29 protein-coding genes and 2 pseudogenes are annotated in these 26,259 nt (G+C 39.2%); 15 read left to right on the forward strand and 16 right to left on the reverse strand.

What is annotated here, in order from left to right; translation table 11 throughout:
• The 5 genes and pseudogenes from esaA to ACVRZH_RS05260 form a co-directional block, all read right to left on the reverse strand.
• On the reverse strand, positions 1–1,883 hold a 1,883-nt coding region (esaA, locus tag ACVRZH_RS05240; protein ID WP_447454273.1), incomplete at its 3' end, for a type VII secretion protein EsaA.
• A 78-nt stretch (positions 1,884–1,961) separates the two neighbouring features.
• Positions 1,962–2,258 (reverse strand): WXG100 family type VII secretion target, encoded by a 297-nt coding sequence (locus tag ACVRZH_RS05245; RefSeq protein WP_120171819.1) that lies wholly within the window; start codon positions 2,256–2,258, stop codon positions 1,962–1,964.
• 600 nt (positions 2,259–2,858) lie between these two features.
• A pseudogene (locus ACVRZH_RS05250) lies at positions 2,859–3,284 on the reverse strand (recombinase zinc ribbon domain-containing protein); the annotation flags it as partial.
• Between the two features lie 204 nt (positions 3,285–3,488).
• Positions 3,489–4,766, reverse strand: coding sequence for a site-specific DNA-methyltransferase (locus ACVRZH_RS05255; RefSeq protein ID WP_447454274.1), 1,278 nt, complete (start codon positions 4,764–4,766; stop codon positions 3,489–3,491).
• Positions 4,738–5,193, reverse strand: a complete 456-nt coding sequence (locus ACVRZH_RS05260) for a helix-turn-helix domain-containing protein (protein WP_447454275.1) — start codon at positions 5,191–5,193, stop codon at positions 4,738–4,740. Before ACVRZH_RS05260 ends, ACVRZH_RS05255 begins: the two co-directional genes overlap by 29 nt.
• 321 nt (positions 5,194–5,514) lie before the next feature.
• Here ACVRZH_RS05260 and relB point away from each other — a divergent pair, with 321 nt between their 5' ends.
• Entirely contained in the window at positions 5,515–5,808 is a 294-nt protein-coding gene (relB, locus tag ACVRZH_RS05265; protein WP_164683105.1) for a type II toxin-antitoxin system RelB/ParD family antitoxin, read from the forward strand.
• Positions 5,798–6,118, forward strand: a complete 321-nt coding sequence (locus tag ACVRZH_RS05270) for a type II toxin-antitoxin system RelE/ParE family toxin (RefSeq protein ID WP_164683106.1) — start codon at positions 5,798–5,800, stop codon at positions 6,116–6,118. Before relB ends, ACVRZH_RS05270 begins: the two co-directional genes overlap by 11 nt.
• A gap of 28 nt (positions 6,119–6,146) precedes the next feature.
• On the opposite strand, the gene ACVRZH_RS05275 is transcribed toward ACVRZH_RS05270, so the two are convergent.
• The 7 genes and pseudogenes from ACVRZH_RS05275 to ACVRZH_RS05305 all read right to left on the reverse strand — a co-directional run bounded on the left by ACVRZH_RS05275 (position 6,147) and on the right by ACVRZH_RS05305 (position 12,605).
• Entirely contained in the window at positions 6,147–6,512 is a 366-nt protein-coding gene (locus tag ACVRZH_RS05275) for an HNH endonuclease (protein ID WP_164683108.1), read from the reverse strand.
• Between the two features lies 1 nt (position 6,513).
• Positions 6,514–7,551, reverse strand: coding sequence for a methionine adenosyltransferase (metK, locus tag ACVRZH_RS05280; protein WP_447454276.1), 1,038 nt, complete (start codon positions 7,549–7,551; stop codon positions 6,514–6,516).
• 47 nt (positions 7,552–7,598) lie between these two features.
• Positions 7,599–7,727 (reverse strand): annotated as a pseudogene (locus tag ACVRZH_RS05285) (DUF6900 domain-containing protein); the annotation flags it as partial.
• 98 nt (positions 7,728–7,825) lie between these two features.
• Positions 7,826–8,335 carry a hypothetical protein gene (locus tag ACVRZH_RS05290; RefSeq protein WP_447454277.1) on the reverse strand — a complete coding sequence of 170 codons (510 nt, stop codon included), beginning with the start codon at positions 8,333–8,335 and terminating at the stop codon, positions 7,826–7,828.
• A complete protein-coding gene (locus tag ACVRZH_RS05295; RefSeq protein WP_447454278.1) occupies positions 8,328–9,704 on the reverse strand; it encodes an SNF2-related protein in 1,377 nt (458 codons plus the stop codon). The genes ACVRZH_RS05290 and ACVRZH_RS05295 overlap by 8 nt, the downstream gene beginning before the upstream one ends.
• Positions 9,685–9,966: a VRR-NUC domain-containing protein gene (locus ACVRZH_RS05300; RefSeq protein WP_447454279.1), complete on the reverse strand. Its 282-nt coding sequence runs from the start codon at positions 9,964–9,966 to the stop codon at positions 9,685–9,687. Before ACVRZH_RS05300 ends, ACVRZH_RS05295 begins: the two co-directional genes overlap by 20 nt.
• Before the next feature lie 356 nt (positions 9,967–10,322).
• Positions 10,323–12,605: a phage/plasmid primase, P4 family gene (locus tag ACVRZH_RS05305; protein ID WP_447454280.1), complete on the reverse strand. Its 2,283-nt coding sequence runs from the start codon at positions 12,603–12,605 to the stop codon at positions 10,323–10,325.
• A 283-nt stretch (positions 12,606–12,888) separates the two neighbouring features.
• Here ACVRZH_RS05305 and ACVRZH_RS05310 point away from each other — a divergent pair, with 283 nt between their 5' ends.
• Genes ACVRZH_RS05310 through ACVRZH_RS05335 form a run of 6 tightly spaced genes read left to right on the forward strand, consistent with a single transcriptional unit; the run spans position 12,889 to position 17,177 of the window.
• The gene (locus ACVRZH_RS05310; RefSeq protein WP_447454281.1) at positions 12,889–13,023 is read left to right on the forward strand and encodes a hypothetical protein; all 135 of its coding nucleotides are present in this window, start codon (positions 12,889–12,891) and stop codon (positions 13,021–13,023) included.
• Positions 12,998–13,321: a hypothetical protein gene (locus tag ACVRZH_RS05315; RefSeq protein WP_447454282.1), complete on the forward strand. Its 324-nt coding sequence runs from the start codon at positions 12,998–13,000 to the stop codon at positions 13,319–13,321. Before ACVRZH_RS05310 ends, ACVRZH_RS05315 begins: the two co-directional genes overlap by 26 nt.
• Complete coding sequence (locus ACVRZH_RS05320) at positions 13,314–14,435, forward strand: DUF2800 domain-containing protein (RefSeq protein WP_447454283.1); 1,122 nt, start codon at positions 13,314–13,316, stop codon at positions 14,433–14,435. Before ACVRZH_RS05315 ends, ACVRZH_RS05320 begins: the two co-directional genes overlap by 8 nt.
• Before the next feature lie 4 nt (positions 14,436–14,439).
• Entirely contained in the window at positions 14,440–14,988 is a 549-nt protein-coding gene (locus ACVRZH_RS05325) for a DUF2815 family protein (RefSeq protein WP_105112601.1), read from the forward strand.
• Between the two features lie 18 nt (positions 14,989–15,006).
• Positions 15,007–15,231 (forward strand): hypothetical protein, encoded by a 225-nt coding sequence (locus ACVRZH_RS05330; protein WP_447454306.1) that lies wholly within the window; start codon positions 15,007–15,009, stop codon positions 15,229–15,231.
• Entirely contained in the window at positions 15,222–17,177 is a 1,956-nt protein-coding gene (locus ACVRZH_RS05335) for a DNA polymerase (protein ID WP_447454284.1), read from the forward strand. Before ACVRZH_RS05330 ends, ACVRZH_RS05335 begins: the two co-directional genes overlap by 10 nt.
• Positions 17,178–17,215: 38 nt before the next feature.
• On the opposite strand, the gene ACVRZH_RS05340 is transcribed toward ACVRZH_RS05335, so the two are convergent.
• On the reverse strand, positions 17,216–17,785 hold the full coding sequence (locus ACVRZH_RS05340; RefSeq protein ID WP_447454285.1) for a hypothetical protein: 570 nt from the start codon (positions 17,783–17,785) through the stop codon (positions 17,216–17,218).
• Between the two features lie 333 nt (positions 17,786–18,118).
• Positions 18,119–19,942 (reverse strand): ImmA/IrrE family metallo-endopeptidase, encoded by a 1,824-nt coding sequence (locus tag ACVRZH_RS05345; protein WP_447454286.1) that lies wholly within the window; start codon positions 19,940–19,942, stop codon positions 18,119–18,121.
• Positions 19,943–20,229: 287 nt separating this feature from the next.
• Between ACVRZH_RS05345 and ACVRZH_RS05350 the strand changes: the two genes are divergently transcribed.
• Genes ACVRZH_RS05350 through ACVRZH_RS05380 form a run of 7 tightly spaced genes read left to right on the forward strand, consistent with a single transcriptional unit; the run spans position 20,230 to position 23,467 of the window.
• A complete protein-coding gene (locus tag ACVRZH_RS05350; RefSeq protein ID WP_447454287.1) occupies positions 20,230–20,919 on the forward strand; it encodes an XRE family transcriptional regulator in 690 nt (229 codons plus the stop codon).
• Positions 20,920–20,921: 2 nt separating this feature from the next.
• Positions 20,922–21,095: a hypothetical protein gene (locus ACVRZH_RS05355; protein ID WP_447454288.1), complete on the forward strand. Its 174-nt coding sequence runs from the start codon at positions 20,922–20,924 to the stop codon at positions 21,093–21,095.
• Positions 21,096–21,138: 43 nt separating this feature from the next.
• Positions 21,139–21,267, forward strand: a complete 129-nt coding sequence (locus ACVRZH_RS05360) for a hypothetical protein (RefSeq protein WP_447454289.1) — start codon at positions 21,139–21,141, stop codon at positions 21,265–21,267.
• A 4-nt stretch (positions 21,268–21,271) separates the two neighbouring features.
• Complete coding sequence (locus ACVRZH_RS05365; protein ID WP_447454290.1) at positions 21,272–22,681, forward strand: Y-family DNA polymerase; 1,410 nt, start codon at positions 21,272–21,274, stop codon at positions 22,679–22,681.
• A gap of 1 nt (position 22,682) precedes the next feature.
• Positions 22,683–23,051, forward strand: coding sequence for a hypothetical protein (locus tag ACVRZH_RS05370; protein ID WP_447454291.1), 369 nt, complete (start codon positions 22,683–22,685; stop codon positions 23,049–23,051).
• Positions 23,038–23,352, forward strand: coding sequence for a DUF5960 family protein (locus ACVRZH_RS05375; protein ID WP_447454292.1), 315 nt, complete (start codon positions 23,038–23,040; stop codon positions 23,350–23,352). The genes ACVRZH_RS05370 and ACVRZH_RS05375 overlap by 14 nt, the downstream gene beginning before the upstream one ends.
• Positions 23,353–23,383: 31 nt before the next feature.
• Positions 23,384–23,467, forward strand: coding sequence for a hypothetical protein (locus tag ACVRZH_RS05380; protein WP_258862895.1), 84 nt, complete (start codon positions 23,384–23,386; stop codon positions 23,465–23,467).
• A 198-nt stretch (positions 23,468–23,665) separates the two neighbouring features.
• Here ACVRZH_RS05380 and ACVRZH_RS05385 read toward each other — a convergent pair whose 3' ends face one another.
• Positions 23,666–25,795 carry a heavy metal translocating P-type ATPase gene (locus tag ACVRZH_RS05385; RefSeq protein ID WP_447454293.1) on the reverse strand — a complete coding sequence of 710 codons (2,130 nt, stop codon included), beginning with the start codon at positions 25,793–25,795 and terminating at the stop codon, positions 23,666–23,668.
• Positions 25,788–26,156 carry an ArsR/SmtB family transcription factor gene (locus ACVRZH_RS05390; RefSeq protein WP_447454294.1) on the reverse strand — a complete coding sequence of 123 codons (369 nt, stop codon included), beginning with the start codon at positions 26,154–26,156 and terminating at the stop codon, positions 25,788–25,790. The genes ACVRZH_RS05385 and ACVRZH_RS05390 overlap by 8 nt, the downstream gene beginning before the upstream one ends.
• Between the last annotated feature and the right edge of the window lie 103 nt (positions 26,157–26,259).

The following is a 26,259-nucleotide window of genomic DNA, read 5'->3' on the forward strand; positions in this document are numbered from 1 at the left end:
ACCACTGCTCTTTCAAGATGGTTTGTACGAACATACTCACCATAAGGGTAAAAGACAGAGGATGCATGATAAGTTCGATGAAAGACCTTATTAACGCGATCGATATTTTCACGACTGATTGTCTCTTTTTGAACCCAACCACTGGTGACATCACTACTATCTGGTGTTTCAGTTCCAGAATCTGTACTTGAGTTCTCAACTGGTACAAACGCATCCAATCGTCCATCGGTTGCTGGTGGCAGGGTAACTGGCGAGCTCACTACCTTATCATACTCAAAATTTTCCTTTGTCGAGACCATTAATTCCACAACTAAAGGACTAAATAGATTGATAGAAGTATCGTCATTCGGGATGAGTGAATACGTTATATCAATACTTTCCTTAAGTGGAGAGCCAATAGCTAAGCTATATTCTCCTCCGCCTAGGTGAGTAGCGGAGATGCCAGAAACATTTAGTGCATAACCTTCTGGTACTCTCATTAGGATTTCAGAAACTTCTCCCTCAATAGACGGAGTGGATAACTGCTGGGGTTGTCCTATTGCTTGCCTAACAACGTTTTTGGCATCATTAAAATAAGTTTCTTGATGACTAATGGATTCTAAGAGAAGGGAATCAAGTCCATGCGCTTGTGCATAAGACAACGCAAACGCATTAAGTGCCTTCAAATACTGTTTATCCTCTTCAGAGAGATTCATGGCTTCAATCGCCTGATCACTATAACCAGAAAAACGATTAAACTCCATCTCAAAAGATTCTGTTAATAAGGATTCAATTGATTTTAAGTAATTACCTAAAGTAGCTGCTTGATCCTGAACATCAAAAGAAGAACTATTTTCTAGCGACTCCTTAACAGCCGCCTGTATTTTTGCATCATAGTCTGATAGAGCAGTGTCAATGTTCCCATTTAGTTCTCTAAGCTTAGCTGTAAAAGCTTCAACATCTTGTTTAATTTGATTTGCTTTAGTCTGTGTATCAGCTAAAATTTCAGGATTGCTATGTTCTGATGATATCTGTTCATTTAAAGCTGACAATTGGCTTAACTGCTCTTCAACATTCAGTTTAGAAAATTCATCATCATAGGTTTTGAGACTTTCTTCCCGCTTAAGAATAGACTCCTGCCATTCTTCTTGCAAAGATTTTATCTGCTCAAGTTCTGCTGTATAAACCTTATTGACATCGATAATTGATGTAAAGGCATCATTGGATTCGAGCAGACTTTTTTGAAAACTGGTATAAGCAGACAACAATTCCGTCGGAGAGGAAGAAACTCCTGTAAATTGTCTGGAATACATGGTCAGGGGGCTGATTAGATTATTATCAAAACTATTTAATACTCTACCGTCAGCACTAACAACATCACCGACTTGACCTTGAGCAGTCTGGAGATTTCCAACAACACTAAGGAAGTAAACGTGAATCAAATCTTGATTAAACAGTCTCTTCAAATCAACAACCGCTTGTTCAGCTTGTTTCACCAAATGGTTTTTATCTGATTTAATTTGATATTGAAATACTGCTTGAGCTGGAGAAGTGCTCTCCAAAGCTAATGAATCTTGTGAAAACTTAGTGGGTAACACAACCATCAACTGATACACACTATTCTCAAGTCCCCTCTCTGCAATAGAACGACTAACCACTTCAACAGAGTAACCGCCCTTATCAGCAAAGGAAGTTGTCAATAATTCACCAATATTGACCTGTTGGCCATTATAAAGCATACCAGCATCTTCATTAACAACCGCTATTTTTAGAGCATTATTTCTAGACAAAACCTGTTCTGATGACTCTGTCGAAAGAGTGCTAGGTTTAATAATTCCCCAGTAGGAGACTATAGAGACTATTGATAGCAACAAACCTATCAGTATTAAATTTTTTCTTGTCATACCATATTACTCCTTTGGGATAACATAACAAAAGGGCTGAGGAAGCCTCCCCAACCCAACACGTGTGTTTGTCTTTTCTTAATTAAGACCAAAGTTACGAGACAAATCTTGGTCGTTTTGTTGCATGGCTTGAGCCGTCTTGTCAAGCTGAGTATTGATTTGTTGCATCAATTCTGCAAAGTTCTGAACTTTTGGCTTCAATTCATTAAATTGGTTGTCAAAGCCTTGGAATGCAGCACCTTCCCATTCGCTACGAAGCGTGTCTTGAAGACGTTGCAAGTTGTTCAAAATTGTTGTGATATCATTTGAGGCTTTTCCATACTCTCGAGCACGACTTTGAAGCGTTTCTGGGGATACACGGATTTGTCCTGACATAAGGTTGGTCTCCTTTGTATTTGATTAATCTATTCTATCATGAAATAAAACTTATTACAAGTATTTTTGTACCAAATTCACAAACAATTTAATACTTTTTATCCCCCTACTTTTTAACGATTTAATCAAAGAGTATGCAAATACCATCATAAACCCCCACTAAGTAAGGACACTCACTATAAGGGAAACAATTCCACAATCATAAAGCTCTTGAAATCGAGCTATTTCAAATGTTTCGGAGTTTAAGATTGTATCAATTTCTATACACTCACTTCTACCGACCATATCGGTGACTTAAGAGAGGGGGGACATCTATTCCCTCATACTCCTTTACCCATGTCCCCTCCATGTGTCTGAGGAAATAAATCATCTAAAAATACACCAGCATATCAGCCACTTCAACTAAGGTAATTACTCTGATACTTCCCCACCCCAAGCTAAAAAGCCTTGTCTCCAAGGTTTTCTAGGCTTTCACCAGCAGAACGACTACCTTGACGTGTGCTGATAGGTCATATCTATATTATGGAACGGAATTAATTAGATTAAGTTTGAAATTATACTTTATCTTTATTTTTAAGAATCCCAATAGCGATAGTATCATATGTCTTGTCGGATAGTTTCAAGTTGTTGCTCCAAATCATCAATCCTGTCTTCAAGTGGCGTAGTGTCTTTTGCCATGTCAATTAAACGTTCCGTATTGGCAATAATCTCATCTCGATTACTGAGGAGCTGATTGATGGCTGAAAGAAACCATGCTTTAATCTCTTCTTCCGTCACATGAGGTGTCTGACATTTGTGCTCACCCTTATACTTGGCATTGCACTGGTAGATGGTTCGTTTGTACTTACTGGTCGAATGCCACACCTTACTTCCAAAAGCTGACCCACAATCACCGCAGAACAGCCTTCCTGTGAAGATATTACTGGTTTGCCGTTTCTTTTCCAACTTATCCAATTCAACCTGAACCAAATCAAAGACCGCTCGGTCAATAATGGCATCATGGTTGTTCTCCACGTAGTACTGAGGACCTTAGTCCCTACAGGATAGATTGTTTTTAGGTGGTTAAAGATTTTTGAGTTCATGTTATTCTCCAATGTAAGGAATGATACTTGCGGTTGTTGGGTAGATTTCATAGAGTTTTTCAAGTGTTGTTGTCATGGTTTTGTTCTCCTCTTCTTTTGTTGTGTACATATTAACTCTAAAGGAGATTTATATCCAGTCATTTCTCGATTATTTTGAAGATATTTTTGATAATGCTTCGCTTGCTAATATGGAGTTCGCTTCATCAAAGGTCAAAGTCTGTCCATCACGCAATACCGTCACGTTGTCATTTCCTGCTGACTCTATATAACGTTTGACAATAACATCCACGAACTTTTCATCAAGCTCAATGCCGTAGCACACTCGACCTGTTTGGTCTGCGGCCATTAGGGTTGAACCAGAACCAAGGAATGGATCTAGGACAAGCGTTCCTCGCATGGATGAATTTTGAATAGGATAGGCCATCAGAGGAATTGGTTTCATCGTTGGGTGGTCTTTGCTAGACTTTGGACGGTCATACTCCCAGATTGTTGTCTGTTTACGGTCACTGAACCATTGGTGTTTTCCTTTTTGTCGCCACCCGTACAAAACTGGCTCATGTCGCCATTGGTAGGGACTACGTCCGAGAACAAGTGAATTCTTCTTCCAAATGCAACACCCACTCAAATAAAATCCAGCATCCTTGAAAGCTTTTCTAAAGTTTAGACCTTCTGTATCCGCATGGAAAACATAGATAGAGGCATCAGCTTCCATATGCTTTTCTACTTGAGTGAACATGGAAAAGAGAAATTGGTAAAAGTCACTATCAGGCATATTGTCATTCAAAATCTTTCCAGCTGTTTCTTCTACATTAACGTTATAAGGAGGATCTGTCACAACAAGATTGACTTTCTTATCACCTAGTAGTTGATCGTAGGTTTCTGCCTTAGTGGAGTCACCACAAATCACTCGGTGTTTTCCGAGTTGCCAGATGTCTCCACGTCTAGCGACTGTTGGTTTCTTCAGCTCCTCATCCACATCGAAATCGTCTTCAGATAACTCCTTGTCATGAATGTTGGAGAGGATGTCATCAATTTCTGGCGGTTCAAAACCAGTCAGGTCGAGATTGAAATCAGACTCCTGTAAATCCAAAAGCAAGTCCGCCAAAAGCTGGTCATCCCATTGACCGGTGATTTTATTAAGGGCAATGTTTAAGGCCTTTTCATCTTCCTTGGATAAATCGACAATGACACATTTGGCAGTTTCATAGTCTAAGTCCTTCAATACAGTTAATCGTTGATGACCACCAATAACCGTCAAATCCTTGTTGACAATGATGGGGTCTACATAGCCAAACTTGAGCAGGCTTTGCTTAATCTTTTCGTATTCCTTGTCACCCTTTTTTAGCTTTTTTCGAGGATTATATGAGGCTGGGTGTAGTTCAGACAATCGAATTTCTCTAATTTCCATTGTTGGTTGGCTTGTCATTGGTTTCTCCTTTATAAAAGCGTGATTGAATGTAACACGAATGGCTACAAAATTTTCTATTTGGATTGGCATAAGATAAAAATGACCTGCCACAGTTTTGGCAAGTCAATTCATCGTATGCAGTTTTGGTTTTATCATGTTGGCTTTGATGGTTTCGCCACCAAATCGCTCGACAGCTATTCGAGCAGAACTTTTTAGGTCTGCCTTGGACTGCATGGTGTAATTTTTTCATGCAGTTCTTACAATAAGGACGTTCTCCTTCATCAAGCTGATACTTGACGAACTGACCCATTCCTTTTAATTCTGGGTATCTACGGCAATATTGCTTCACCGAACCAAGAGACAGATTTAACATTTGAGCAATGGCACCATAGCCAAATCCATCTCGCCTAAGCTTCCAAATGTCTCGACGCTGATTATCGTTCATTTGTTTTCCTCCAAGAACTAAAAATGATTGATTGCTCTATTTTTCATGTATTTACCCCTTCAAAAACAGGCTAAAACAGACACTAGCAAACGATACTTACCCTGCTAGAAAGATTGACACCATAATGGTTCACGTCACTTTTTAGCTGTTTTCGGTATGCCCCTAACGAATTTTGCGAAATTGCACGTTTGAGGGGGCGTCGGTCTTTGTGGGGCAAGGGTTTAGAGATTTGTACCCCCCTACCCCTGAAGATAAGTTTTATTTGCGTTTAATAATAATTTTCGTTATAATGTATATACGATATATACAGGAGGTTAAATCATGACTACTATTACTAAAAATTCTCAATTTAGCTTTAGAACAAACGAAGATTTACTATCCAAAGCTAAAGAAATTGTTAGCTACGAAAACATTGATATGTCAACACTCTTCAATAACCTGTTAATCCAAGTAGTGAATCAAGGTCAAGTTCCCTCTCTGCTTTTAAACGAGGAGCAGTCCAAAAAAGAACGTATCATCGATGAGCTCTATGGCGAGATACAACAAGGCTATCAAAGTTACCTTGAAGGAGAAGGTAAGTCATTAGATGAGGTGTTCGCAAAATATGGCGCATAATGTATTAATTACACCAGAAGCAGAAAACGACTTAGATGGTATTTATAACTACATCCTTAATCACTTTCTTGCACCTCAAGCTGCCGAAAATACAATGTCTAACATCAAACTTGCCATTACAAAAATTGCGGAAGTGCCAAGTCTCGGCATTGATGTATCTGAACGTGTCGGTCGTCAATTTTCAAACGAACATCCATTAAAAATGATGATTGCTGGCAATTACCTTGTCTTCTACGTTTTTGATGACACAACGGTCGCAATTCTTAGAGTTCTCTACCAAAAACAAAATTGGGTGCAACTCTTCAAATAAAACGAACCACTTACGAGTGGTTTTTTTGTTAGAACCAATAAGTATATTCCACATATCGGTCAGTCGTCTTAGTCTTTCTATCATGACAGGGTTTGCACAAGGCTTGCCAGTTGGATTGATTCCAAAAAAGGTCTTGGTCTCCTCGGTGAGGAATGATGTGGTCAACCACCGTTGCCTTGGTCAGTCGCCCTTTTCTTTGGCAGTAAACACACAGAGGATGGAGCTTCAGATAACGAAGCCGAGCCTTGTTCCACTGAGCGTTGTAGCCTTTTGATTTGGTGGACTTAGCATCAAGTAAGTGGTTGCTTTTATGGTCTTCACAGTACTTGTTTCCATAGGTCACAAGGTTGGGACAACCATGCTGCTTGCAAGGGGTGCTTGGTCGACGTGGCATCTTACTGCTCCCAAGGAAGATAAGGCTTGGTGAAATGCCCAAGGCAAGTGGTCTTGGTGTAGTCCACATCCAAGAGGTTCAGCTCCTTGATAATTCCTTGTGGGGTAAGATCATAGCGTTCACGAACCACTCCTACTAGTTGTTCAAGAGGATAATCACTTGTCCCAAAGATGTTCACATAAACACCTACAGGCTCTGCAACCCCAATGGCATAAGCTAACTGGACTTCACAGCGTTTGGCATATCCTTCACGGACAAAGTCCTTGGCAATCTTCCGTGCCATGTAAGCGGCTGAACGGTCGACCTTGCTTGGATCTTTCCCAGAGAAAGCTCCACCACCGTGGTGGGCAAAGCCACCGTAGGTATCTGCTACAATCTTACGACCAGTCACACCAGCATCAGCGTAAGAGCCACCAAGAACAAAGCGACCAGTTGGGTTAACCAAAACCCTGAAGTCAAGGTTCTGACGGTAGCGTTGAGCAACCGACATCATAGCTTGGGTGACAATGCGTTTGACTGAGGCAAGGTCAACCTCCTCGTCGTGTTGGATAGACACTAAGAAAGTCTCGATACGCTTGTTTTCATAATCGTATGTGACTTGAGCTTTGGCATCTTTGCCCAAGGCAGGGTGACCAAGGCTGGTTAACTTTTCAAGAACACGAGTCGCCAACACATAAGGAAGTGGTAAGAACTCAGGGGTTTCATCGGTCGCATAACCAAACATAATCCCTTGGTCACCTGCACCACCCTTATCCACACCTTGAGCGATGTCTGGGCTTTGAACTCCAAGAAGGTTCGTCACCATGACATCTGTCATACCGTAAGGTTCAAGAACCTTTTTGACAATACCTTCAAGGTTAAAGAAGTGCTTGGTTGAGACTTCACCTGCCACAACCACTTGGTTATCTTTGATTAAGGTTTCAACCGACACACGGCTATTCTTATCATGCTTGAGACATTCCGTCACAATAGCATCTGAGATTTGGTCACAGAGCTTGTCGGGGTGTCCACTTGAAACTTGTTCACTGGTAAAAATCATGTTTTCCTCCACGCAAAAAGCCCAACCCTTGAGGGCTAGGCTTTGATTTATTCTACTGATTGTTGGCCTGCTTCGTAGGCTCCCTCGAGTGCTCTTTTAATTCCCCAAACCGAAACATCGTAGAAATCGAGGTTATCGCTTCGGAGTGTTTCCAAAATTTTAGCTTGGAAATTTTTACATTTTTTGACATCTTAAGTATAACACAGTCTCAAAATAAAAACAGTTCGAATTTGGTACAAATTTGGTTCGAAAACAGTTCGAATTTGGTTCGAATTTAGTTCGAAAGAGGAATTTGAAACGCTGATTCATCTAAATCAATGTTCCTACTCATCCAACCATAACATTTCTTTAGTTGCTGATGCACTTTACGTTTACGGTAAGAGATTGTGGAACGACTAATCTCATAGTGACGAGAAATATCGTCCCAGCTCATCTCATTGAAAATCAAGTCCTTCGTAAATTGCTTCAAGTCATCTGGTATAAGGTTGACCATACTTTCAAAGAACTCTAGCTCAGTCTTAAGAAAATGATAACACTCCATCAAACTATTCCAATATTCCTTGTTTTCTTTCGCCAACTTTTCTCGGAAACTGAGTGCAATAGTCTCTGAACGTGAATTGGTCTGAGAAGTTTTTACCCTCTCCATATCTTGTTTTTCATAAACCAGTGACTGAATCACACTCTCCTCGCTGATGGGACGAAAGTTTAACAGTTGATTCTCCACCAATGCAAGCTTCAACTTCACATCGCTATAGTTTTTCATCAAATACTCAATCCTATCCATCCGTTCCTCCTACTTGTGCTTTGACGGCTTCAATCATCCGTGACTGTTGAGCATATTTGTTTTCCAGGGATTTAAGGATTTCCTCGTCAATAGTGCCTTCCGTTACAATGTGCTGGACGACCACAGTCTCTGCTTGTTGTCCTTGTCGCCACAGACGAGCGTTGGTTTGTTGGTAGAGTTCCAAGGACCAAGTCAGACCAAACCAAACGAGGTGGTGTCCACCTTTTTGCAGGTTCAGTCCATGACCACTACTCGCTGGATGAAGGAGACCAACTGTAATATTACCCTTGTTCCACTCACGAAAGTCCTGCTCAGTTTTAAGGACTGTTCCCTTAACTTTGATTTTTGCCAACCGTTCCTCAATACGCTGAAGGTCGTGCTTAAACCAATAAGCAACAAGAATTGGCTCATTATTAGCTGCTTCGATAATATCTTCAAGAGCATCCAACTTTTGATCATGGAGACTCAACACTTGATGGTCATCTGAGTAGACAGCCCCATTAGACATTTGAACCAACTTGTTTGACAGACTAGCCGCATTCGCAGCTGTCACTTCTATACCTTCTATCTCTGATAAAACGTACTCCTTCTTGAACTCTCCATACCGCTCTTTCTCTTTATCAGACATCCTCACTATCCTCTTGGTCGATATCAATTCAGGCATTTCCAGATAATCCATGGCTTTCATGGAAATGGTGATGTCATCAATCTTGTCAAAAATCTGACACTCTGCATAGTCCATAGGGATATACTCATAGACGACATTGCCATTTCTACGACCTTCTTCAAAGTATCGACTTCGGTATTCTCCGATGAACCGACCCAAACGTTCCCCACCATCAATGACCTTAAACTCCGCAAAGAGATCCATGAGTCCATTTGAACTCGGTGTCCCCGTCAAGCCAACCACTCGCTTCATGTAGGGACGCATGGTCATAAATGCCTTAAAGCGTTTGGACTGCCAAGACTTGAAAGAAGAGAGCTCATCAATGACCACCATATCCCATTTGAAGTAGGTGCTACATTGTTCCACCAGCCAAGGGAGGTTTTCTCGGTTAACAATATAGATGTCCGCATCTTTCTCGAGAGCTGCTTGTCTCTGTTTAGGTGTTCCTACAATCTTCGAATAGCGAAGGTGCTTGAATGCCTCCCACTGCTCAATTTCATCACTCCATACCGTGTTTGCGACACGAAGGGGGGCAATCACCAAGACCTTTGAAACTTCGTAACGGTCAAACATCAGCTCATTGATAGCTGACAAGGTGGTGGCTGTCTTTCCCATCCCCATGTCTAAGATGACTGCCGCATAGGGGGTTCTTATGATGAAGTCCTTGGTGACTTCCTGATACTCATGTAGTTTCAATTTCATCTAGTACTTCTCCAATCTTTTCAACACTATCTAGGACATAAACGTCAAAGCCTAATCGCTTGAACATCTTATGCCTTGATTCCTGTAACTTCCGCGGTTTCTTGTTAGGAGCCTTTACTTCCACCATACCACACTTGCCATTAGGCAAAAATACTAGCCTATCTGGCACCCCTGCAAAAGAAGGCGATATCCATTTGGGACAAATCCCACCACGCTTTTTCACTTCACTTACTAACTTTCTCTCAACAACTTTTTCTCGCATACCAAATCCTTTCGTCAAAACATCGCCAAGTGACAAGTGCAGTTCACGATAGTCAGTTGCATTACTTTCCTATATCTCTTTTATCTTTTTTATTTTTCTTTATATCAAAGTTATAGAAAAGACCTACTAAACCTGCACTTTAAAATCCCCTATGGCAATTTTTATATCCGACCTTCTCGACCTACACTTTTTACTCACCATGCAAGTCGTGGTAGTCTTTTATAAACTTTTCTCACCACTAAAAACAACAACTTTCAGTTATTCTGTAACTTGACTATCACGACTTGCACCAACACCTTTTGGCTATAAGGGAGTAACTTGCACTGATTTACACTATCAGTCACTGATTTACACTATCAGTCAAGGAAATCATCGTCCATTTTCAACTGTAAACCTTTTACCATAACACCCTTGTTTGTTCTTTTCTTAGTGAAGCCAGCATTCACAAGAGCTGTGTAAAAGTCCGTAGTGCTGCGCGTGTATTCGTTAATGCGGGTACAGTAGGCTCTATAAGCTGAGTAGAGTTCGCCTGATTTTTCCGTCAAATGTTCTCCAACCTCACAACAGTCACCGAGGAACTGCCCCATCCAGTCGTTGGCTTCTCGATAGGCTGAAACAGAGTCCGACACCACTTGTGGTAATATCAGCTTGAAGTTTGCCTTGATAGCTTTCTCTGCCCCTTCAATAATCCATGCCATAATTGCTTCGGATGCTTCATCGTAGAGGTAGTCCGCAAAATTCTTGATATCCGCTCGACCTGAAATTTTAGCATTAAAAGGAATGACAATCAGACGTCGCCAAATCCCATCATCGTTCGCTCCTACTTTTGGAAGATGGTTGGTGTAAAGCACAAGCGTATGTGATGGCACAAAATGAAACGGCGCTTTATATTTCTTCTCAGCCAAGATTTCATCCGTCGAACAGAGCTGTTTGACCATGGCTGTGTTCAGTCGCATGCCTTCACTCATCTCTGAAGCGATGATAAGACGCTTGCCTTTTAGCTCTGCCATTTCTGGACTGATATTTCGTCTGACACTCATGGTAAGAGCTTCTGCTGATAGCTTACCAGAGTAGTTCCCGAGCACTCTGGCAATCGTATTCCAAAAAGTAGACTTCCCGTTTGCACCACTACCGTAAGCAATAATCATATGTTCCTGATAGACCTTACCGATAGCTGCCATTCCCACAATTTCTTGAACATAATTGATGAGATCTGTGTCGCCACTAAAGAATGTTGCTAGTGTCTCTTGCCACAGTTCTTTTCCTTTATCACTCGGTGAAGCATTCGTCATCTTCGTTAGGTAATCCGCAGATTCATGGTCTCTGACACCAGCCAAGCCTTGGGATAAGTCAATAGTGGCTTCAGGGGTGTTTAAAAGGAGTTCATTCTTATCTAAATCAGACACACTCATACGAACCATATGTTTAGCCGTTTTAGCGATTGCGGAAAGGTTACGATAATCACGGTATTTCATGACAAATTTATAGAACTCTAGATCCTTCTTGTAATCTTGATAGGCAACTGCTTGGACAGGAGTCTCTATAGCATTCTCTAGCTTTTTACCACCTTGACGAATCAAAGATTCTGGAACTCCTGATTGCTTCAGTTTTTTGGTAGTCCTATCAAGCTTGGTAACTGCGACTTCAAGTTGAATATCAAGGAAGTGGTGAATTTGACGCATCGCTAACTGCTCATCTTCTACCCAACGTTTTCCATCATAGGCAAGGTAATCCGTCTCTCTAGTAAAGGCAATTTTGTCACCAAACTCCCTCGCTAGAAGACCTGCCTCACCAATATCAGAATAATCATCTGGTTGCATCTCCCCACGTTGAAATTCTTCTGGAGACTTATAATCTTTGGAGTTTTTGATAGTTTTGTTATAGAACCGTACAGCACTTCCCCAAATGGTATCAAGCTCTACTTTCTCAAGAGGGGGAACACATTTGAGAGCTTGTTCATCAAAGCCGTCTCTAGCTTCCTGTGTCACACCTAAGCGCTTGAGAATTTTTGCCGCAAACACTGACATGGTTGAATTTCGACTGCCCTGTTGGATTGGTCCATTTGGTGGAGTATAGAAATCTGCATCAAAATCCTCTTCATCTTCAAAAGGAATATTCTGAAGTAAATCCTCATCTATGGTCAACCACGAATCATGCCAAAGAACTTGAGCACTTGGGTTTCCAAAGAAGAAACGGGCTGCATCCTTGGCGTTGGTATCAAAAAATTTATAGGTGTTTACCAACTCCTCCTTCATGGCAGTATAGAGTGCTTTATCTGTCACCTCTTCAATCTGAAAATAGATATGAAACTTTGGTCGTGGCGCTTTTCCACCTTTAGCCTGCAAATGACTTCTACTAGTAACCAAAGCAAAAGTGTAGTCCGCAAACACATCGCATAGTTTTTCTTCAGTCATCCATTCATCAGAATTATCAGAATGGTCATTGTCAATATCCATGACTAACACATCCGACTCAATGAAGTTTGCATTGGAGCGAGTATTATTGGTAAATAGACCTGGAACATGGTCGAATTGAGCAACCGATTGTAAGGTTTCTTTATCTGAGATGACTACTTGGTTAGGATAGACCGTCGTTGTCTGAACACCAGTTTGACCAGAATGAGATAGGATAAATTGCATTTGATATGCCTCCGTCTTTCGTTTTAAAAATTAGAAATATTGCTTCCTACCTTACTAAGTAGAAAACAGATATGGTTTTCCGCACTTCCGTAAAATTTTTTTAGAAAAAATAAAAGTTTCCCATTAAATGCACAGGAAACTTTTTTCTTTGTTCAAAAAAATTATAGTGAGAAGCGGAAAAACATCTCTTAGATCTACTTAGTAAGATGTAAGAGATAAAAATATTCCTTACAAAACGGAAAAATCATTCGAAACCTTACTTAGTAAGATAGGAGGACCCAATATGGCAAACGAACCATACATCGAACCTGATGATGATGTAGCAGATACACTCATAGCCATCAGCGTTATCTCAAAACTACTCGCTCGGAAAATTATGGAGGAAGAAAACAATGAGCAAAATGAAGGAACTGAATAGACTGATTCATGATATGGAAGAAACCGCAAAGTACTACCTTCGATTGGTGGATGAGTTCAAGAAACTCCTCTCTTCTGAGGAAGAAACGGTAACAAAACCTGATCAATCTAAACCAGAACCAAAAAAGGAAATTCAATTGGAGGATGTCCGCGCTGTACTTACCACGAAAGCAAAAGATGGCTATAAGAACGAGGTTCGTGCTCTTCTAAATGCTTACGGTGCTTCTTCACTCTCAGCACTTGACCCAAAACACTTTGCGGCAGTACTTGAAGAAGCTGGAGGAATTGGTAATGACTAGCCACGCCATTCTATCTGCTTCTGCATCACATCGTTGGTTGAATTGCCCACCATCTGCTCGTCTCACCGAAGATCTGCCAGACACAACATCTGATTTTGCTCTCGAAGGCACTGATGCTCACGAGTTGTGTGCTTATCTAGTCGAGGAAGCCTTGGGTAGGAATGCGCGTGATCCAACTGAAGATTTAACATTCTACAACGATGAGATGCAGGAATGTGGAGAAGAATATCGCAACTATGTCATGGAACAAGTTGAGAAAGCTAGAGGTTACTCCCGTGACCCTACAGTTCTTATAGAACAACGACTGGATTTTTCTAAGTGGGTACCTGAAGGCTTTGGAACTGGAGATTGCATCATCGTGGCAGACGGACTCCTTCAGGTTATTGACTATAAACACGGACTTGGGGTTCTAGTTGATGCAGACCACAACCCTCAAATGATGTGTTATGCACTTGGAGCACTTGAGATGTTTGATGGACTTTATGATTTCGATAAAGTTACCATGACAATCTTTCAACCACGAAAACATAACATTTCTACCTTTGAGATGGAAAAGACTGAGCTGCTTGAATGGGCTGAAAACGTGCTCGCTCCAAAAGCTGAACTTGCATTCAAAGGTGAGGGGGAGATACAATCTGGTAAACACTGCCAATTCTGTAAACTCAAGAATGTCTGTCGAAAGCGTGCTGAGGATAATTTGGCACTAGCCAAGATGGAGTTTGCGGATCCAGCCACCCTTGATAACGAGGACATCGCTGATATTTTGCCTAAACTAGATTTGTTGATTTCATGGGCAAACGACATCAAAACTTATGCTTTAAATCAAGCAACAGATGGACATCATATCCCAGGATACAAACTGGTTGAAGGTCGCTCTGTTCGTAAATTCTCAGATGAGTCAGCCGTTAGTCAAGCAGTGATTGAAGCAGGCTATGACCCTTATGAGAAGAAACTGCTCACTATCACTGCCATGACTAAGTTACTTGGCAAGAAAACTTTTAATGACCTGCTTGGTGGTCTTATCATAAAACCAAGTGGAAAACCAACACTCGTTCCTATTGACGATAGCCGTCAAGAGATGAACCTAGCAAAAAATGAATTTAAAGAGGAATAACTTTATGACAACTAAAGTAATAACAGGACCAAACACTCGCTTCAGCTACTTAAATGCCAACGAGCCAAAATCTATCAATGGTAGCACTCCCAAGTACAGTGCCTCACTCATCATTCCAAAAGAGGATACTGCCACCATTAACAAGATCAAAGCAGCCATTGAGCAAGCATACAAAGAAGGTGAGTCAAAACTCAAAGGCAATGGCAAATCAGTACCTGCATTATCTACTCTGAAAACTCCACTTCGTGATGGTGACCTTGAACGCCCTGATGATGAAGCTTACAAAAATGCTTACTTTGTAAATGCCAACTCGCCACACAAACCTGGTGTGGTTGATGGCAACCGCCAAGAAATTATCGATACGTCTGAACTATACTCAGGTATCTATGGTCGTGCTTCTATTACCTTCTATGCTTTCAATTCAAATGGCAACAAAGGTATTGCTTGCGGTTTGAATAACTTACAAAAATTGCGCGATGGTGATCCACTCGGAGGACGCACTCGTGCCGAAGATGATTTTGCGACAGAAGACGATGATGACTTTTTGAACTAGAAATGGAGAATTAGATTGATGATGTATACTATTTTAACTTGTACTATTATGGGCCTCTGGGTGCTTATCGGACTATACTTCGGGTATATGACCATTAGAGATGACATTCGACATGAAATAGAAGGAAAGGCAAAGCAAAATAAAGAAAAACTTAGCCAAACACCACTCAGTCAAAAAACAAATAGAACTTTAGGTGGCAGTACTTCTGTCACCTTTTTCAGAAAGGACAAACTATGCCGATAAAAGAACTCAGCATTGACATCGAAACATATTGTGAAATTGACTTACGAAAATCTGGTGTCTATCGCTATGCGGAAGATAACAGTTTTGAAATCCTTTTGTTTGCGGTATCTGTCGATAATGGACCAGTGACTGTTTACGACTTAACTAATGAGAAATTACCACAAGATATCCTTGAGGCCTTGGTAGACGATAGTGTCATTAAATGGGCTTTCAATGCTTCATTTGAGCGAATTTGTCTATCCAATTGGCTCAAGAAATATCATCCTGATTTATTATTAGATGAATTTTTATCTCCAGTTTCATGGAAATGTAGCATGATTTGGTCAGCCTATTTAGGACTTCCCCTCTCCCTTGAAGGAGTTGGAACAGTTCTCAAACTCAAAGACCAAAAGATGAGAGAGGGTGCTGACCTCATTCGCTACTTCTGCGTACCTTGTAAGCCTACTAAGGTCAATGGAGGGCGAGTTCGCAACTTTCCTCATCACGCGCCTGACAAGTGGTCTACCTTTATCGATTACAACAGACGTGATGTTGAGGTCGAATTGGCTATCAAGGAACGACTGAAAAACTTCCCAGTACCTGACTTTGTTTGGGATGAGTACCACCAGGATCAGATTATTAATGATCGTGGTATTGGCATAGATGTTGACTTTGTAAAAGCCGCTATCAAAGTTGATGCAGAGAGCAAAGCTAAAATCCAAGAAGAACTAAAATCGTTAACTGGACTTGAAAACCCTAACTCTGTTCTACAGATGATTGGCTGGTTACGAAAGCAAAGAGTAACCACTGATTCTCTAGATAAAAAAGCTGTGAAAGGACTCCTCAAAACGGTTGATGAAACAACTGCTCAAGTTCTCAAACTTCGTCAGCAAGCTGCTAAATCAAGTGTGTCTAAATACCAGGCCATGATGAACTGTGTTTGTAAAGACGGTCGAGCAAGGGGAATGTTTCAATTCTATGGAGCAAACCGAACTGGTCGATGGGCTGGCCGTTTGGTACAGCTTCAGAATTTACCTCAGAACCATCTTCCTGACCTTGAGGAAGCTAGAGAACTTTTCGGAACAGGTGACTTAGAAGCTACTGAGCTAATCTACGACACACAAGATACCTTATCTCAACTTATCCGAACAGCCTTTGTCCCTAGTAAAGGAAAGAAATTCATTGTTTGCGACTTCTCTGCCATCGAAGCTCGAGTACTCTCTCACCTGGCTGGAGAGAGATGGCGTAGTAAAGTATTTGAACAAGGAAAAGACATCTACTGTATGTCCGCTTCTCAGATGTTTGGAGTACCAGTTGAAAAACATGGACAAAATTCTGAATTGAGACAAAAAGGGAAAATTGCAGAGCTAGCTTGCGGATATGGAGGTTCAGTCGGTGCATTGAAAGCCATGGGGGCGCTTGATATGGGACTAACTGAGGAAGAACTCCAACCACTAGTAAACTCATGGCGACTAGCTAATCCGAATATCGTTCTCTATTGGTGGGATGTTGATAATGCTGTAAAGACTGCTGTAAAGGAACTAATTCCAACATCTACTCACGGTATTCAATTTGAAGTAAAACGTGGCATTTTATTCATCACCTTACCATCTGGTCGTAAGCTGGCGTATATCAAACCAAGAATTGGCGATAACCAGTTCGGCGGAGAGTCCGTCACTTACGAAGGAACTGGAACTGCCAAACGTTGGGAGAGGCTAGAAAGCTACGGTCCAAAATTTGTGGAGAACATTGTTCAAGCTATCAGTAGAGACATACTTGCATTCTCTATGAAGCAACTAAAAAATTTCAAGATTGTAGGCCATGTCCACGATGAAGTCATAATCGAATGTCTAATTGAACAAAAACTTGATGAAGTTGCATCATTAATGGGGATAGCACCTGACTGGTTGTCTGATATTAATCTTAGGGCAGATGGATATGAATGCTTTTTCTATCAAAAAGACTAGCAAAAAATCGCCACCTCGTAATTGAGATGGCGATTCTGTTATTTATTAAATTTGTTGTAAAGCTCTAACCCTTCTTTCTGAGTATTTTTTACTTTCTTATAGCCAGCAGATTTCTGTACTCCTAGCTTTTCAAAGATTTCCTTATTTTCATAACCATCAAATAGCATTTCCAATATTTCTGGTGCTTGAAAATTCGATTCTGCAAGTTTTGCTTTCAGAAACTCAAACTGATCCATGAATATATAAAGCTCAATGCCATCATCTATCATTGGTAAATCTTGTTTCTCTGTGAATGCTTCCCAAGATGAAATCTTAGGAGCATTTTTACTAGGCTTACGAAAATCTTTGAGATAATCATTAACGGAGTTGTTATACCACCAGACCATCTTTTCATAGTCCTCTTCTGCGACTGGAACAAAAGCAGTTAGTATTGGAATACCCATGATACGACATTGACGAAACGTACCACGTAGCAAACCTGAATTGCGTGAAGCAATGTAATAATCCTGCACGAACATAGGTGCTAGTACTTCACCTTCAGTTGGTTCTACTCCAGTTGATGAAGATTGAGCTTGGCAGTAGTTGAAAAAGTTGACATTGATTGTCATGATTAATTGGCTTCCCAGTTAATACCGAAAGCACACATGACAAATCAAGGCATGCAAAAAATATTCTTGACCGCATAGTTACTTTCCTCTATGTTATCGGTCAGCTAACCTCACAGACTGACTGTGCACTCTCACACCATGACTTTGAGGTTCGCTATGATCAGTAGCAAATCACGGTATGAGATTACTTTTAGTCTAGTATCTCATGGAAAATGAAAAAGAAAATAGCAAGATTCTGACACGGTCAAAACCTTGCTATTATGCAATTTTCTCCTTAATACACAGAAAATATCACCGAAATAAGATAAAAATCGTGTCAACATTGTGACACGATTACTTGGTAGATATTCCTCTTTTTGTTAAAAATTGTTTTGCAGCCGCTACAGATTGTCCTTGGAAATGGTTCAGGAGGTATTGGTAAGCCATATCTTCTTTATCACCATTTTTTATTTTAAAGTTTGAGAGCGATAACAGATACTGATTTATAAAATCAGGTAACTCAAGATACACCAATACTAATACAAAGAGGTGCAAACTACCACCCGTTCCTTTAAACAGTCGTTTAATCGTAGATTCACTTGAATCTACTGCTTCTGCAATCTTTGGAAAAGTTTCTTCTTGATAATCTTTTACTTTATTCATTGCTTCAGTGAAGTCATTTGGCAATTGTTTAAACAATGTAAATTCACGATTTCGTTGCTCCGTTTCAACTTCAAGCTTTCTTTCATCAATAGAATATTCAATGCCATGTTTGTATGAAATCTCAAATTTATACGAGCTAGGATGTAAAAGATATAAGGTAAAATCTTTTTCAAAACCCATGTCCTCATATTCTTTACGCTTAATGTCAAAAATAATCGCATACTCATCTAATTTCTCAAGAGCTGCTGGCGATATCAAAGGATACTTAATAAAGTACCAAACTACTTCTGGACTATTAATAACCACATGTCCATCGACATAGATATAACGTTTAGAATCAATCAATTCTCGAAAATTACTATCGGAGGCATATAAATCAAACATTTGTTGTTCTGAAATAGTTAGAGTCTGATTGTGATTTACTTTTAGTTTATTAAAAGCATAATTGTTAACATATCGACCATCTACAAATTCCAAAACTCCACGAACTTCATCAAATCCTAATTCAATCAATCTTACTCTTGCTGACTGTTTTGAGACTTGGAAAAAATCTGCCAACTCTTCAATAGTAATTTGAAGAATATCTAGCATTCCAGTACGTTTGTTATTTTCTGCAATCTCAGTAATTAATTCTAATGCTTTTTTACAAAAAGTACTTCTTGGCATCAAAATTCTAGGTGGAACAACCTTCGCTTGTTTTTCTATCCACATTCTAGCGTTCTTAAAATCTTTATCTCTGGCATTATAATCATCTTGCGAAAGTAAAAATTCCTTCATCATTATGTGAGGTCGATGTCTATAGTGATGATATGCCTCATGAATGAGTGTTAGGTTTTTATTCCCTTTCACAAATTTACTTGCATCATAAATCACCGTTCCTTCAGAAACAACTAAACTTTTGTAAGAATTGTAAGTATGGTCATATACCCTAGCTAGTTCTGACCTAAAATGACTTTGACCACGAATGCTACCATCAGGGCTTAAGGGGCTTTCCAGCAATGTCAGTCCAAGGCTATTTATCGCAATTAGAGGGTCAATAGGTTGCAGTAACTTCAATGCAGAACTATAAAAGGTATTCAAAAATTGTTCTGCTTCTTCCTCGTACTTTGTTTGATACATATAGGGAAGTAACGTTGAATCTAGCTGTGTTTCACTATCAAACTTTACTTTTCGAAGTTCACCAATTTCTACTAGTGACATTATGACTTCATCATCAAAGAATAACAAATATTCAATCGTATGTTTTCTTTGGATATCTCTTATCTCTGTCTTCTCTTTACAAATAAACTCGAAATGTGTTTCTGAAGTCACATTAACTAATAATCGAATAGTTCGATAATCCTTTTGAAACGGAGTAACTTTAATATATTTTATGTTTGGAAGTTCTTTTGAGAACACTTGCCAGCTCTCAACACTGGTTTCTATCTTAGCTTTAATATCCAATAAAATATTACTATGAATATCTGACTTAATTTGATTTATAAATTTTCTTTTAATATATTCTGTAATTGGCATCTTACAACCTCAATTTCGTTGCTTTATAATGCAACATAATGTTGAGAATATTATATCAAAAATTGTTAAAAAAATCAGCACATTATTCTATTACAAGAAAATTTGTGCTAATGTTACTTTAGATATGATTGAACTACTAAAACCAGAAAAACGATTGATCAAATGATATATTTTACATATAGAATGGATGAATACTAAGCAGATTTTGCATCTGAATGTTCTTTTGTTGCAAAGTTTGATATTTTTGATATAATTGTTGCATAATAAAGCAACAAAGGTGGTGCGTCATGTTTTCTGGAATTCGTCTTAAAGAAAAAAGAATTGAGAGAAATTTTAATCAGTCTGAAATTGCCTATAAATTAGGTATCAATAGAGCTTCTTACAATAAGTGGGAATCCGGTAAATCAATCCCAAATCAGAAAAATCTCTCAGCTATAGCAAAAATCCTAGATGTCCCAGTAACCTATTTTGAATCTGAATACAATATCGTAAATAACTATCTTCAGTTAACTCCCGGTAACCAGCTAAAGGCAGAAGACTTTGTAGAGGAGCTTCTTCTATCCCAACAAACTTCAAACGTCATTCCACTCTTCTCAGTACAGGTACTATCAGATATTCAATTATCTGCTGGTCTGGGAGAAGGATTCTTTGACGAGTTTGAAACTGAAACTGTCTACTCCGATGAGGAACAATACGGCTACGATATAGCCGCATGGATCGAGGGAGATTCTATGGAGCCTGTCTATAAGAGCGGTGAAGTCGCACTTATACGTTCGAACGGTTTCGACTATGACGGGGCTGTATATGCATTATCATGGAATGACTCAGTTTATATCAAAAAACTCTACCGTGATGAGGATGGATTTAGAATGGTTTCACTGAATAAGGACTATCCAGAGAAGTTCATCCCTTATGAGGATGAACCAAAAATTGTTGGTCTAGTTGTAGGCCACTTTATGCCTGTCGAGGGAGTATAGTCATGAAATTGAATGATATTTTAGAACTTGGAACATACGGTTTCAATCCGGACTGTAAAGTCGAAATTTTCAATATGGACAACTTCGAGGAACGACTAGAAAATGAAGGATTCGATGAAATTCTTATTCCTCAAAATGAGGATGCTAAAATCTATCCTTACGCTTTTTTGATATAAGATTCTATTTTAATTGCTATAACCGAGGAGGATGACAATACCAATGAATGTTAAAGAAATGATCGACATCAAAGACGAACGCATTATCTTCACCCCTGATAAGTTTGAATACGACATCACTGATTACATCGGTGAACTTATCAAAGAGCTAGAGAAACTCAAACGGAGATAATCCTATGGGCTATATCGATTATTCTATTGAACCTCAAAGTGACATAGCCTTCCTCGATATGAAGTCCTTCTACGCTTCCGTAGAATGTGTGGATAGAGGTTTACATCCACTCTACACTTCACTGTGCGTCATGAGCCGTGCAGACAACTCGGCAGGATTGATTCTCGCTTCTTCTCCTATGTTTAAGAAAGTTTTCGGAAAAGCAAATGTAGGTCGTTCCTACGATTTGCCATTTGATATAAACACTCGAAAATTCAGCTATCAAAATGCATGGAAACAGGGAATTGAGGTAACACCAAAGTATAAATCGTTTATTGAACACTGGGCAAAGCGTACACTCATCGTTCCTCCTCGAATGGACAGATATATTGAGAAGAGTCTAGAGATTCAGCATATCTTTCAAGACTATGCTGCTCCTGATGATATTCTGCCATATTCGATAGATGAAGGCTTTATTGACCTGACAAGCTCACTTTCTTATTTTATTCCTGATAGTTCAATGTCTAGGAAAGATAAGTTGGATAATGTTTCTGCCTTGATTCAGAGAGATATTTACCGTAAAACAGGTATTATCTCAACTGTTGGAATGAGCAATTCCAATCCTCTTCTAGCTAAGCTAGCTCTAGATAATGAAGCTAAGAAAACTGCTACAATGAGAGCTAACTGGTCATACGAAGATGTAGAAACTAAAGTATGGGCAATACCAAGATTAACAGACTTTTGGGGGATTGGTAGTAAAACCGAGATTCATTTACAAAAACTTGGTATTCATTCAATCAAAGAATTAGCCAATTTCAATCCTGATATTCTCAAAAAAGAATTCGGTAAAGTCGGTGTTCAGCTATGGTTTCATGCTAATGGTGTTGATGAGAGCAACGTCCATGAACCCTATAAACCAAAATCACGAGGGTTGGGGAACTCACAAGTACTTCCTAGAGATTACAGAACCCAAAGAGAAATTGAAATCGTACTAGCTGAAATGGCTGACCAGGTTGCTAACCGTCTTCGCTCGGCACATAAAAAAGCTACTGTCGTTTCTATTCATATTGGATATTCTAGGACTGAGATGAAAAAATCTATAAATGCTCAGAAAAAAATTGAACCCGCAAATCTTCCAAAAACAATGGTTGGTCATGTACTAGAATTATTCCGAAAAAAATACACCTCTGGTGCAGTGAGACAAATTGGTGTATCTTATAGCGGCTTCGTAGATGAAAGTTATACTCTACTATCACTCTTTGATGATGTCGAACAAATTGAAAAAGATAATAGACTTCAGACAGCTATTGATGTTATCAGAGAACAGTTTGGCTTTTTAGCCATACAAAAAGGAACCGTCCTAACTGAAGGTTCCAGAAATATTGAACGCAGTAAACTTATCGGCGGTCATTCCGCTGGTGGATTGGAGGATTAAAATGATTGACCGTTCATACTTACCATTTCAGTCAGCAAGAGAGTACCAAGATACTAAGATGCAAAAATGGATGGGCTTTTTCCTATCTGAACATACATCAGCACTCTCCGATGATACAAACAAATTAACATACATGTTAGATTTGTCACTAGAGAAGAAATTATTACTCCTCAGTCAAGTATACGCTAGCCAACTGCACACGCGCATTCATGTGATTGAGAAAAACAAGCGTGTTTCCTACACTGGAACCATACCAAGTCTGAATAAAGATTTCTTTTTGATAAAAACTACAACAGGTCACTTCAATTTGAAATTGAAAGACATTATTAGTATTGAACTTGTTGAGGAGGTGCTTTATGAATCAGCTTGAGTTTCAGCGTAATCACCTGCAAATGGACTATTACAGCGAGAGCTACCAAGATTTTGAACGTGACTTCTACCGCTACTCCAACATGAATATTCCATTGACCTTCCTGACCGATGATATCCTCAAAACAATGGCGACTTCACGTAAGAATTACTTTGTCCTGAATAAGGAAAAGTCCAAAGATAACCGCGATCACTTCTTCCTATTTGAGATAAGTACCATAGATGAGAATCCGCTAATCTATCATTATACATATAAGAAAACTACAACATATTTAACATATAAATTTCCTCAAGCTCAATGATGACAATGCCGAAGACTACCGAGATCACTACATTCTATTCAATATTAATCCTTTCGAGAACAATATGCTCATCAGAAAATATGTTTACCTAAAGTCCGTTTACTCTACAAACTAAAAAGGAGTCTTATGCTCCTTTTAGTCTATACCACTTTCAATACCAAGCTCCAAATTTCTCAACATCAATTGAGAAATTTGGCTTTTTGCGTTGCTCAGTTAAAGCGTCCTTTAGTTGTATATTTCCTGTTAATATCCCTTTTGAAGCATAACATTGTTTTCAATGATCGCATCCGATTGTTGACACCCATTTTAGAACCTATTCTTTGATTTTCAATAAGCGTAAACTGTTTAATGTTACAAGTAAAGTTGCTCCCATATCAGCAAATATCGCTATCCAAAGTGTTAACCAACCGGGCATGACCAAAAGTAATGCCACTAATTTAATCGCCAAAGAAAAGGTAATGTTTTGCTTGATGATTGCTAAAGCCTTACGGCTTAATTTTATTGTATATGGCAATTTACTCAAATCATCAGACATTAAGGCGATGTCAGCCGTTTCTAAAGCTGTATCAGTTCCAGCACCACCCATTGCTACACCAACGGTAGATGCCGCAAGGGCTGGAGCATCATTCACGCCATCTCCGACCATCCCCACACTTTGATGTTTTTCTCGAAGTTCCTTAATAAAATTAAGCTTATCTTCTGGAAGTAAGTCAGCTTTAATATCCAAAACACCAACTTGTTTTCCGATGGCTGTTGCCGTTCTTTGGTTATCGCCTGTTAGCATCACTGTTTCGATTCCTATATTGTTCAACTTGCCGATAACTTCTTTAGACGATTCCCTCATTTCATCGGCTACGGCAATAAACGAAAGAATTTCTTTTTCTGTTCCTAACACCATCACCGTTTTACCTTGAGTTTGCATATCGGCAATTTTTTCTTTTTTATCGCTTGAAATGCTTCCGTGTAATTCCTCAAAAAGATTTTGACTTCCCACATAATACATTTCATTATTTATTTTGGCTTTAACGCCTTTACCTGTAATGGATTGAAAATCCTCTACTGTTACTTCAATGAATTTTAATCCATTTTCTTCTGCTTTTCGCATAATCGCTGAAGCAAGAGGGTGCTGCGATCCTTTTTCAATAGCTGATGTTATGGTTATTAATTCATTTTCATTTCTACCATATGTCACAATGTCTGTTACAGCTGGAATCCCTTTGGTTAATGTTCCTGTTTTATCAAAGGCTATCGCTTTTAAGTGTCCTGCTGCTTCTAAATGGATACCACCTTTAATTAATACACCATTTTTCGCTGCATTTCCTATTGCTGTAACCACAGCAACTGGAGTTGAGACTACTAAGGCACAAGGACAACCAACCACTAATACAGCTAATCCTTGATAAATCCATTGGCTCCAGTCTCCGCCAAATAATGGTGGAACTACTGCAATTAAAAGAGCTAGTATGACAATAGCTGGTGTATAGTATTTTGCAAATTTATCGACAAACGCTTGAGAGGGGGCCCGTTCTGCTTGGGCTTCTTCTACCAAGTGAATGATTTTTGAAAGAGTAGTATCTTCAACTCGTTTTGTTACTTTAACCTCAAGTAACCCTTCTTCATTCAAGGTTCCTGCAAATACTTCATCATTTGTGATTTTCGTTACTGGAACACTTTCACCTGTAATCGCAGCCTGATTTAATGTCGATGTACCTTTAACCACTATTCCATCCATTGCTAACTTTTGACCGGGCTTAACTATCATGATGTCTCCAACTTGAATCTCATCAACATGAATCATCACTTCTTCATTTCCTCGTCGAATTAACGCTTCTTTTGGGGCAATATCCATTAAAGATTCAATAGATTGACGTGCTTTATCCATTGAATAACGCTCTAATGCTTCACTAATCGCAAATAGGATAACAACGGTTGCCCCTTCACCCCATTCACCAATAATTGCAGCTCCTATTATGGCAATAGTCATAAGCGTATTCATATCGAAATTTAATCTGCTTAAATTTTTGAGACCTTTAATAAATAACGAATATCCACCGATTAAAATGGACGCTGCATAACCAATTGTCGGTAGAACATGCTCTTCACCATACTGCTCTCCTAAGAACCAGCTAACTACAAGTAAAAGAGCTGATATATATACCTTAATGTTTTCTTTCTGCTTCCAAAAAGGTTCTCCTCCTACCCTTTGTTCTTTTTCATCTCGAATTTTTAAATTTTCAAATGCTCCTGCTTTTTCTAATTCTTCAATGGTTGTCGTCCCTTTAACATAAACTTTAGATGCTCCGAAATTTACTTTCGCATCCTGAACACCGGGAAGTTCTTTAACATTATTTTCAAAAATGGCTGCACAGTTAGTACAAGTAAATCCTTGAACACGATAGGCTTTCATTTCTTCTTCAAACTGTTTTGCTTTCCCTCTAGACATTGATCTTCACCTCTTTCTTAAGTGCCAATGCAATCATCATAATTTGTCTGATATGCTCATCATCTAAGGAATAAAATGCAATTTTTCCCTCTTTTCGAAACTTAACAATCCCTTGCTTATGGAGCGTTCGCAGGTGATGAGAGGTATTTGCAACCGTAACACCTATAATATTTGCAATATCACACACACACAGTTCGTCATCTTGACACAATGCATAGGTAATTTTTGCTCTATTTTTATCTGCAATAGCTTTTAACATTTGGGCAACACTAGAAATATCTACTGTCTGTAAATTACCTTGTATTCGATTGACCTTTTCTTCGTCATAACAATAAATTTCACAAGTATCTTTTTTAATCATATTCTCACCTCAATTTCATTCAAGTATTTGTTTGAATATAGTATAACCCTTTTCATTAATTAATTCAAGTGTTTTCTTGAATGAATAAAAAAATTCATAAAAA

The organism is Streptococcus fryi, from assembly GCF_053206505.1.

Coding starts and splice junctions, on each gene's coding strand:
- ACVRZH_RS05245 (WP_120171819.1), bottom strand. CDS start 2,258: ATGTCAGGACAAATCCGTGTATCCCCAGAAACGCTTCAAAGTCGTGCT.
- ACVRZH_RS05375 (WP_447454292.1), top strand. CDS start 23,038: ATGAATCAGCTTGAGTTTCAGCGTAATCACCTGCAAATGGACTATTAC.
- ACVRZH_RS05310 (WP_447454281.1), top strand. CDS start 12,889: ATGGCAAACGAACCATACATCGAACCTGATGATGATGTAGCAGATACA.
- ACVRZH_RS05255 (WP_447454274.1), bottom strand. CDS start 4,766: ATGACAAGCCAACCAACAATGGAAATTAGAGAAATTCGATTGTCTGAA.
- ACVRZH_RS05305 (WP_447454280.1), bottom strand. CDS start 12,605: ATGCAATTTATCCTATCTCATTCTGGTCAAACTGGTGTTCAGACAACG.
- ACVRZH_RS05295 (WP_447454278.1), bottom strand. CDS start 9,704: ATGAAATTGAAACTACATGAGTATCAGGAAGTCACCAAGGACTTCATC.
- ACVRZH_RS05390 (WP_447454294.1), bottom strand. CDS start 26,156: ATGATTAAAAAAGATACTTGTGAAATTTATTGTTATGACGAAGAAAAG.
- ACVRZH_RS05260 (WP_447454275.1), bottom strand. CDS start 5,193: ATGAACGATAATCAGCGTCGAGACATTTGGAAGCTTAGGCGAGATGGA.
- ACVRZH_RS05345 (WP_447454286.1), bottom strand. CDS start 19,942: ATGCCAATTACAGAATATATTAAAAGAAAATTTATAAATCAAATTAAG.
- ACVRZH_RS05320 (WP_447454283.1), top strand. CDS start 13,314: ATGACTAGCCACGCCATTCTATCTGCTTCTGCATCACATCGTTGGTTG.
- ACVRZH_RS05335 (WP_447454284.1), top strand. CDS start 15,222: ATGCCGATAAAAGAACTCAGCATTGACATCGAAACATATTGTGAAATT.
- relB (WP_164683105.1), top strand. CDS start 5,515: ATGACTACTATTACTAAAAATTCTCAATTTAGCTTTAGAACAAACGAA.
- ACVRZH_RS05300 (WP_447454279.1), bottom strand. CDS start 9,966: ATGCGAGAAAAAGTTGTTGAGAGAAAGTTAGTAAGTGAAGTGAAAAAG.
- ACVRZH_RS05270 (WP_164683106.1), top strand. CDS start 5,798: ATGGCGCATAATGTATTAATTACACCAGAAGCAGAAAACGACTTAGAT.
- ACVRZH_RS05360 (WP_447454289.1), top strand. CDS start 21,139: ATGAATGTTAAAGAAATGATCGACATCAAAGACGAACGCATTATCTTC.
- metK (WP_447454276.1), bottom strand. CDS start 7,551: ATGATTTTTACCAGTGAACAAGTTTCAAGTGGACACCCCGACAAGCTC.
- ACVRZH_RS05385 (WP_447454293.1), bottom strand. CDS start 25,795: ATGTCTAGAGGGAAAGCAAAACAGTTTGAAGAAGAAATGAAAGCCTAT.
- ACVRZH_RS05350 (WP_447454287.1), top strand. CDS start 20,230: ATGTTTTCTGGAATTCGTCTTAAAGAAAAAAGAATTGAGAGAAATTTT.
- ACVRZH_RS05315 (WP_447454282.1), top strand. CDS start 12,998: ATGAGCAAAATGAAGGAACTGAATAGACTGATTCATGATATGGAAGAA.
- ACVRZH_RS05330 (WP_447454306.1), top strand. CDS start 15,007: ATGATGTATACTATTTTAACTTGTACTATTATGGGCCTCTGGGTGCTT.
- ACVRZH_RS05275 (WP_164683108.1), bottom strand. CDS start 6,512: ATGCCACGTCGACCAAGCACCCCTTGCAAGCAGCATGGTTGTCCCAAC.
- ACVRZH_RS05355 (WP_447454288.1), top strand. CDS start 20,922: ATGAAATTGAATGATATTTTAGAACTTGGAACATACGGTTTCAATCCG.
- ACVRZH_RS05325 (WP_105112601.1), top strand. CDS start 14,440: ATGACAACTAAAGTAATAACAGGACCAAACACTCGCTTCAGCTACTTA.
- ACVRZH_RS05370 (WP_447454291.1), top strand. CDS start 22,683: ATGATTGACCGTTCATACTTACCATTTCAGTCAGCAAGAGAGTACCAA.
- ACVRZH_RS05340 (WP_447454285.1), bottom strand. CDS start 17,785: ATGACAATCAATGTCAACTTTTTCAACTACTGCCAAGCTCAATCTTCA.
- ACVRZH_RS05290 (WP_447454277.1), bottom strand. CDS start 8,335: ATGGATAGGATTGAGTATTTGATGAAAAACTATAGCGATGTGAAGTTG.
- ACVRZH_RS05365 (WP_447454290.1), top strand. CDS start 21,272: ATGGGCTATATCGATTATTCTATTGAACCTCAAAGTGACATAGCCTTC.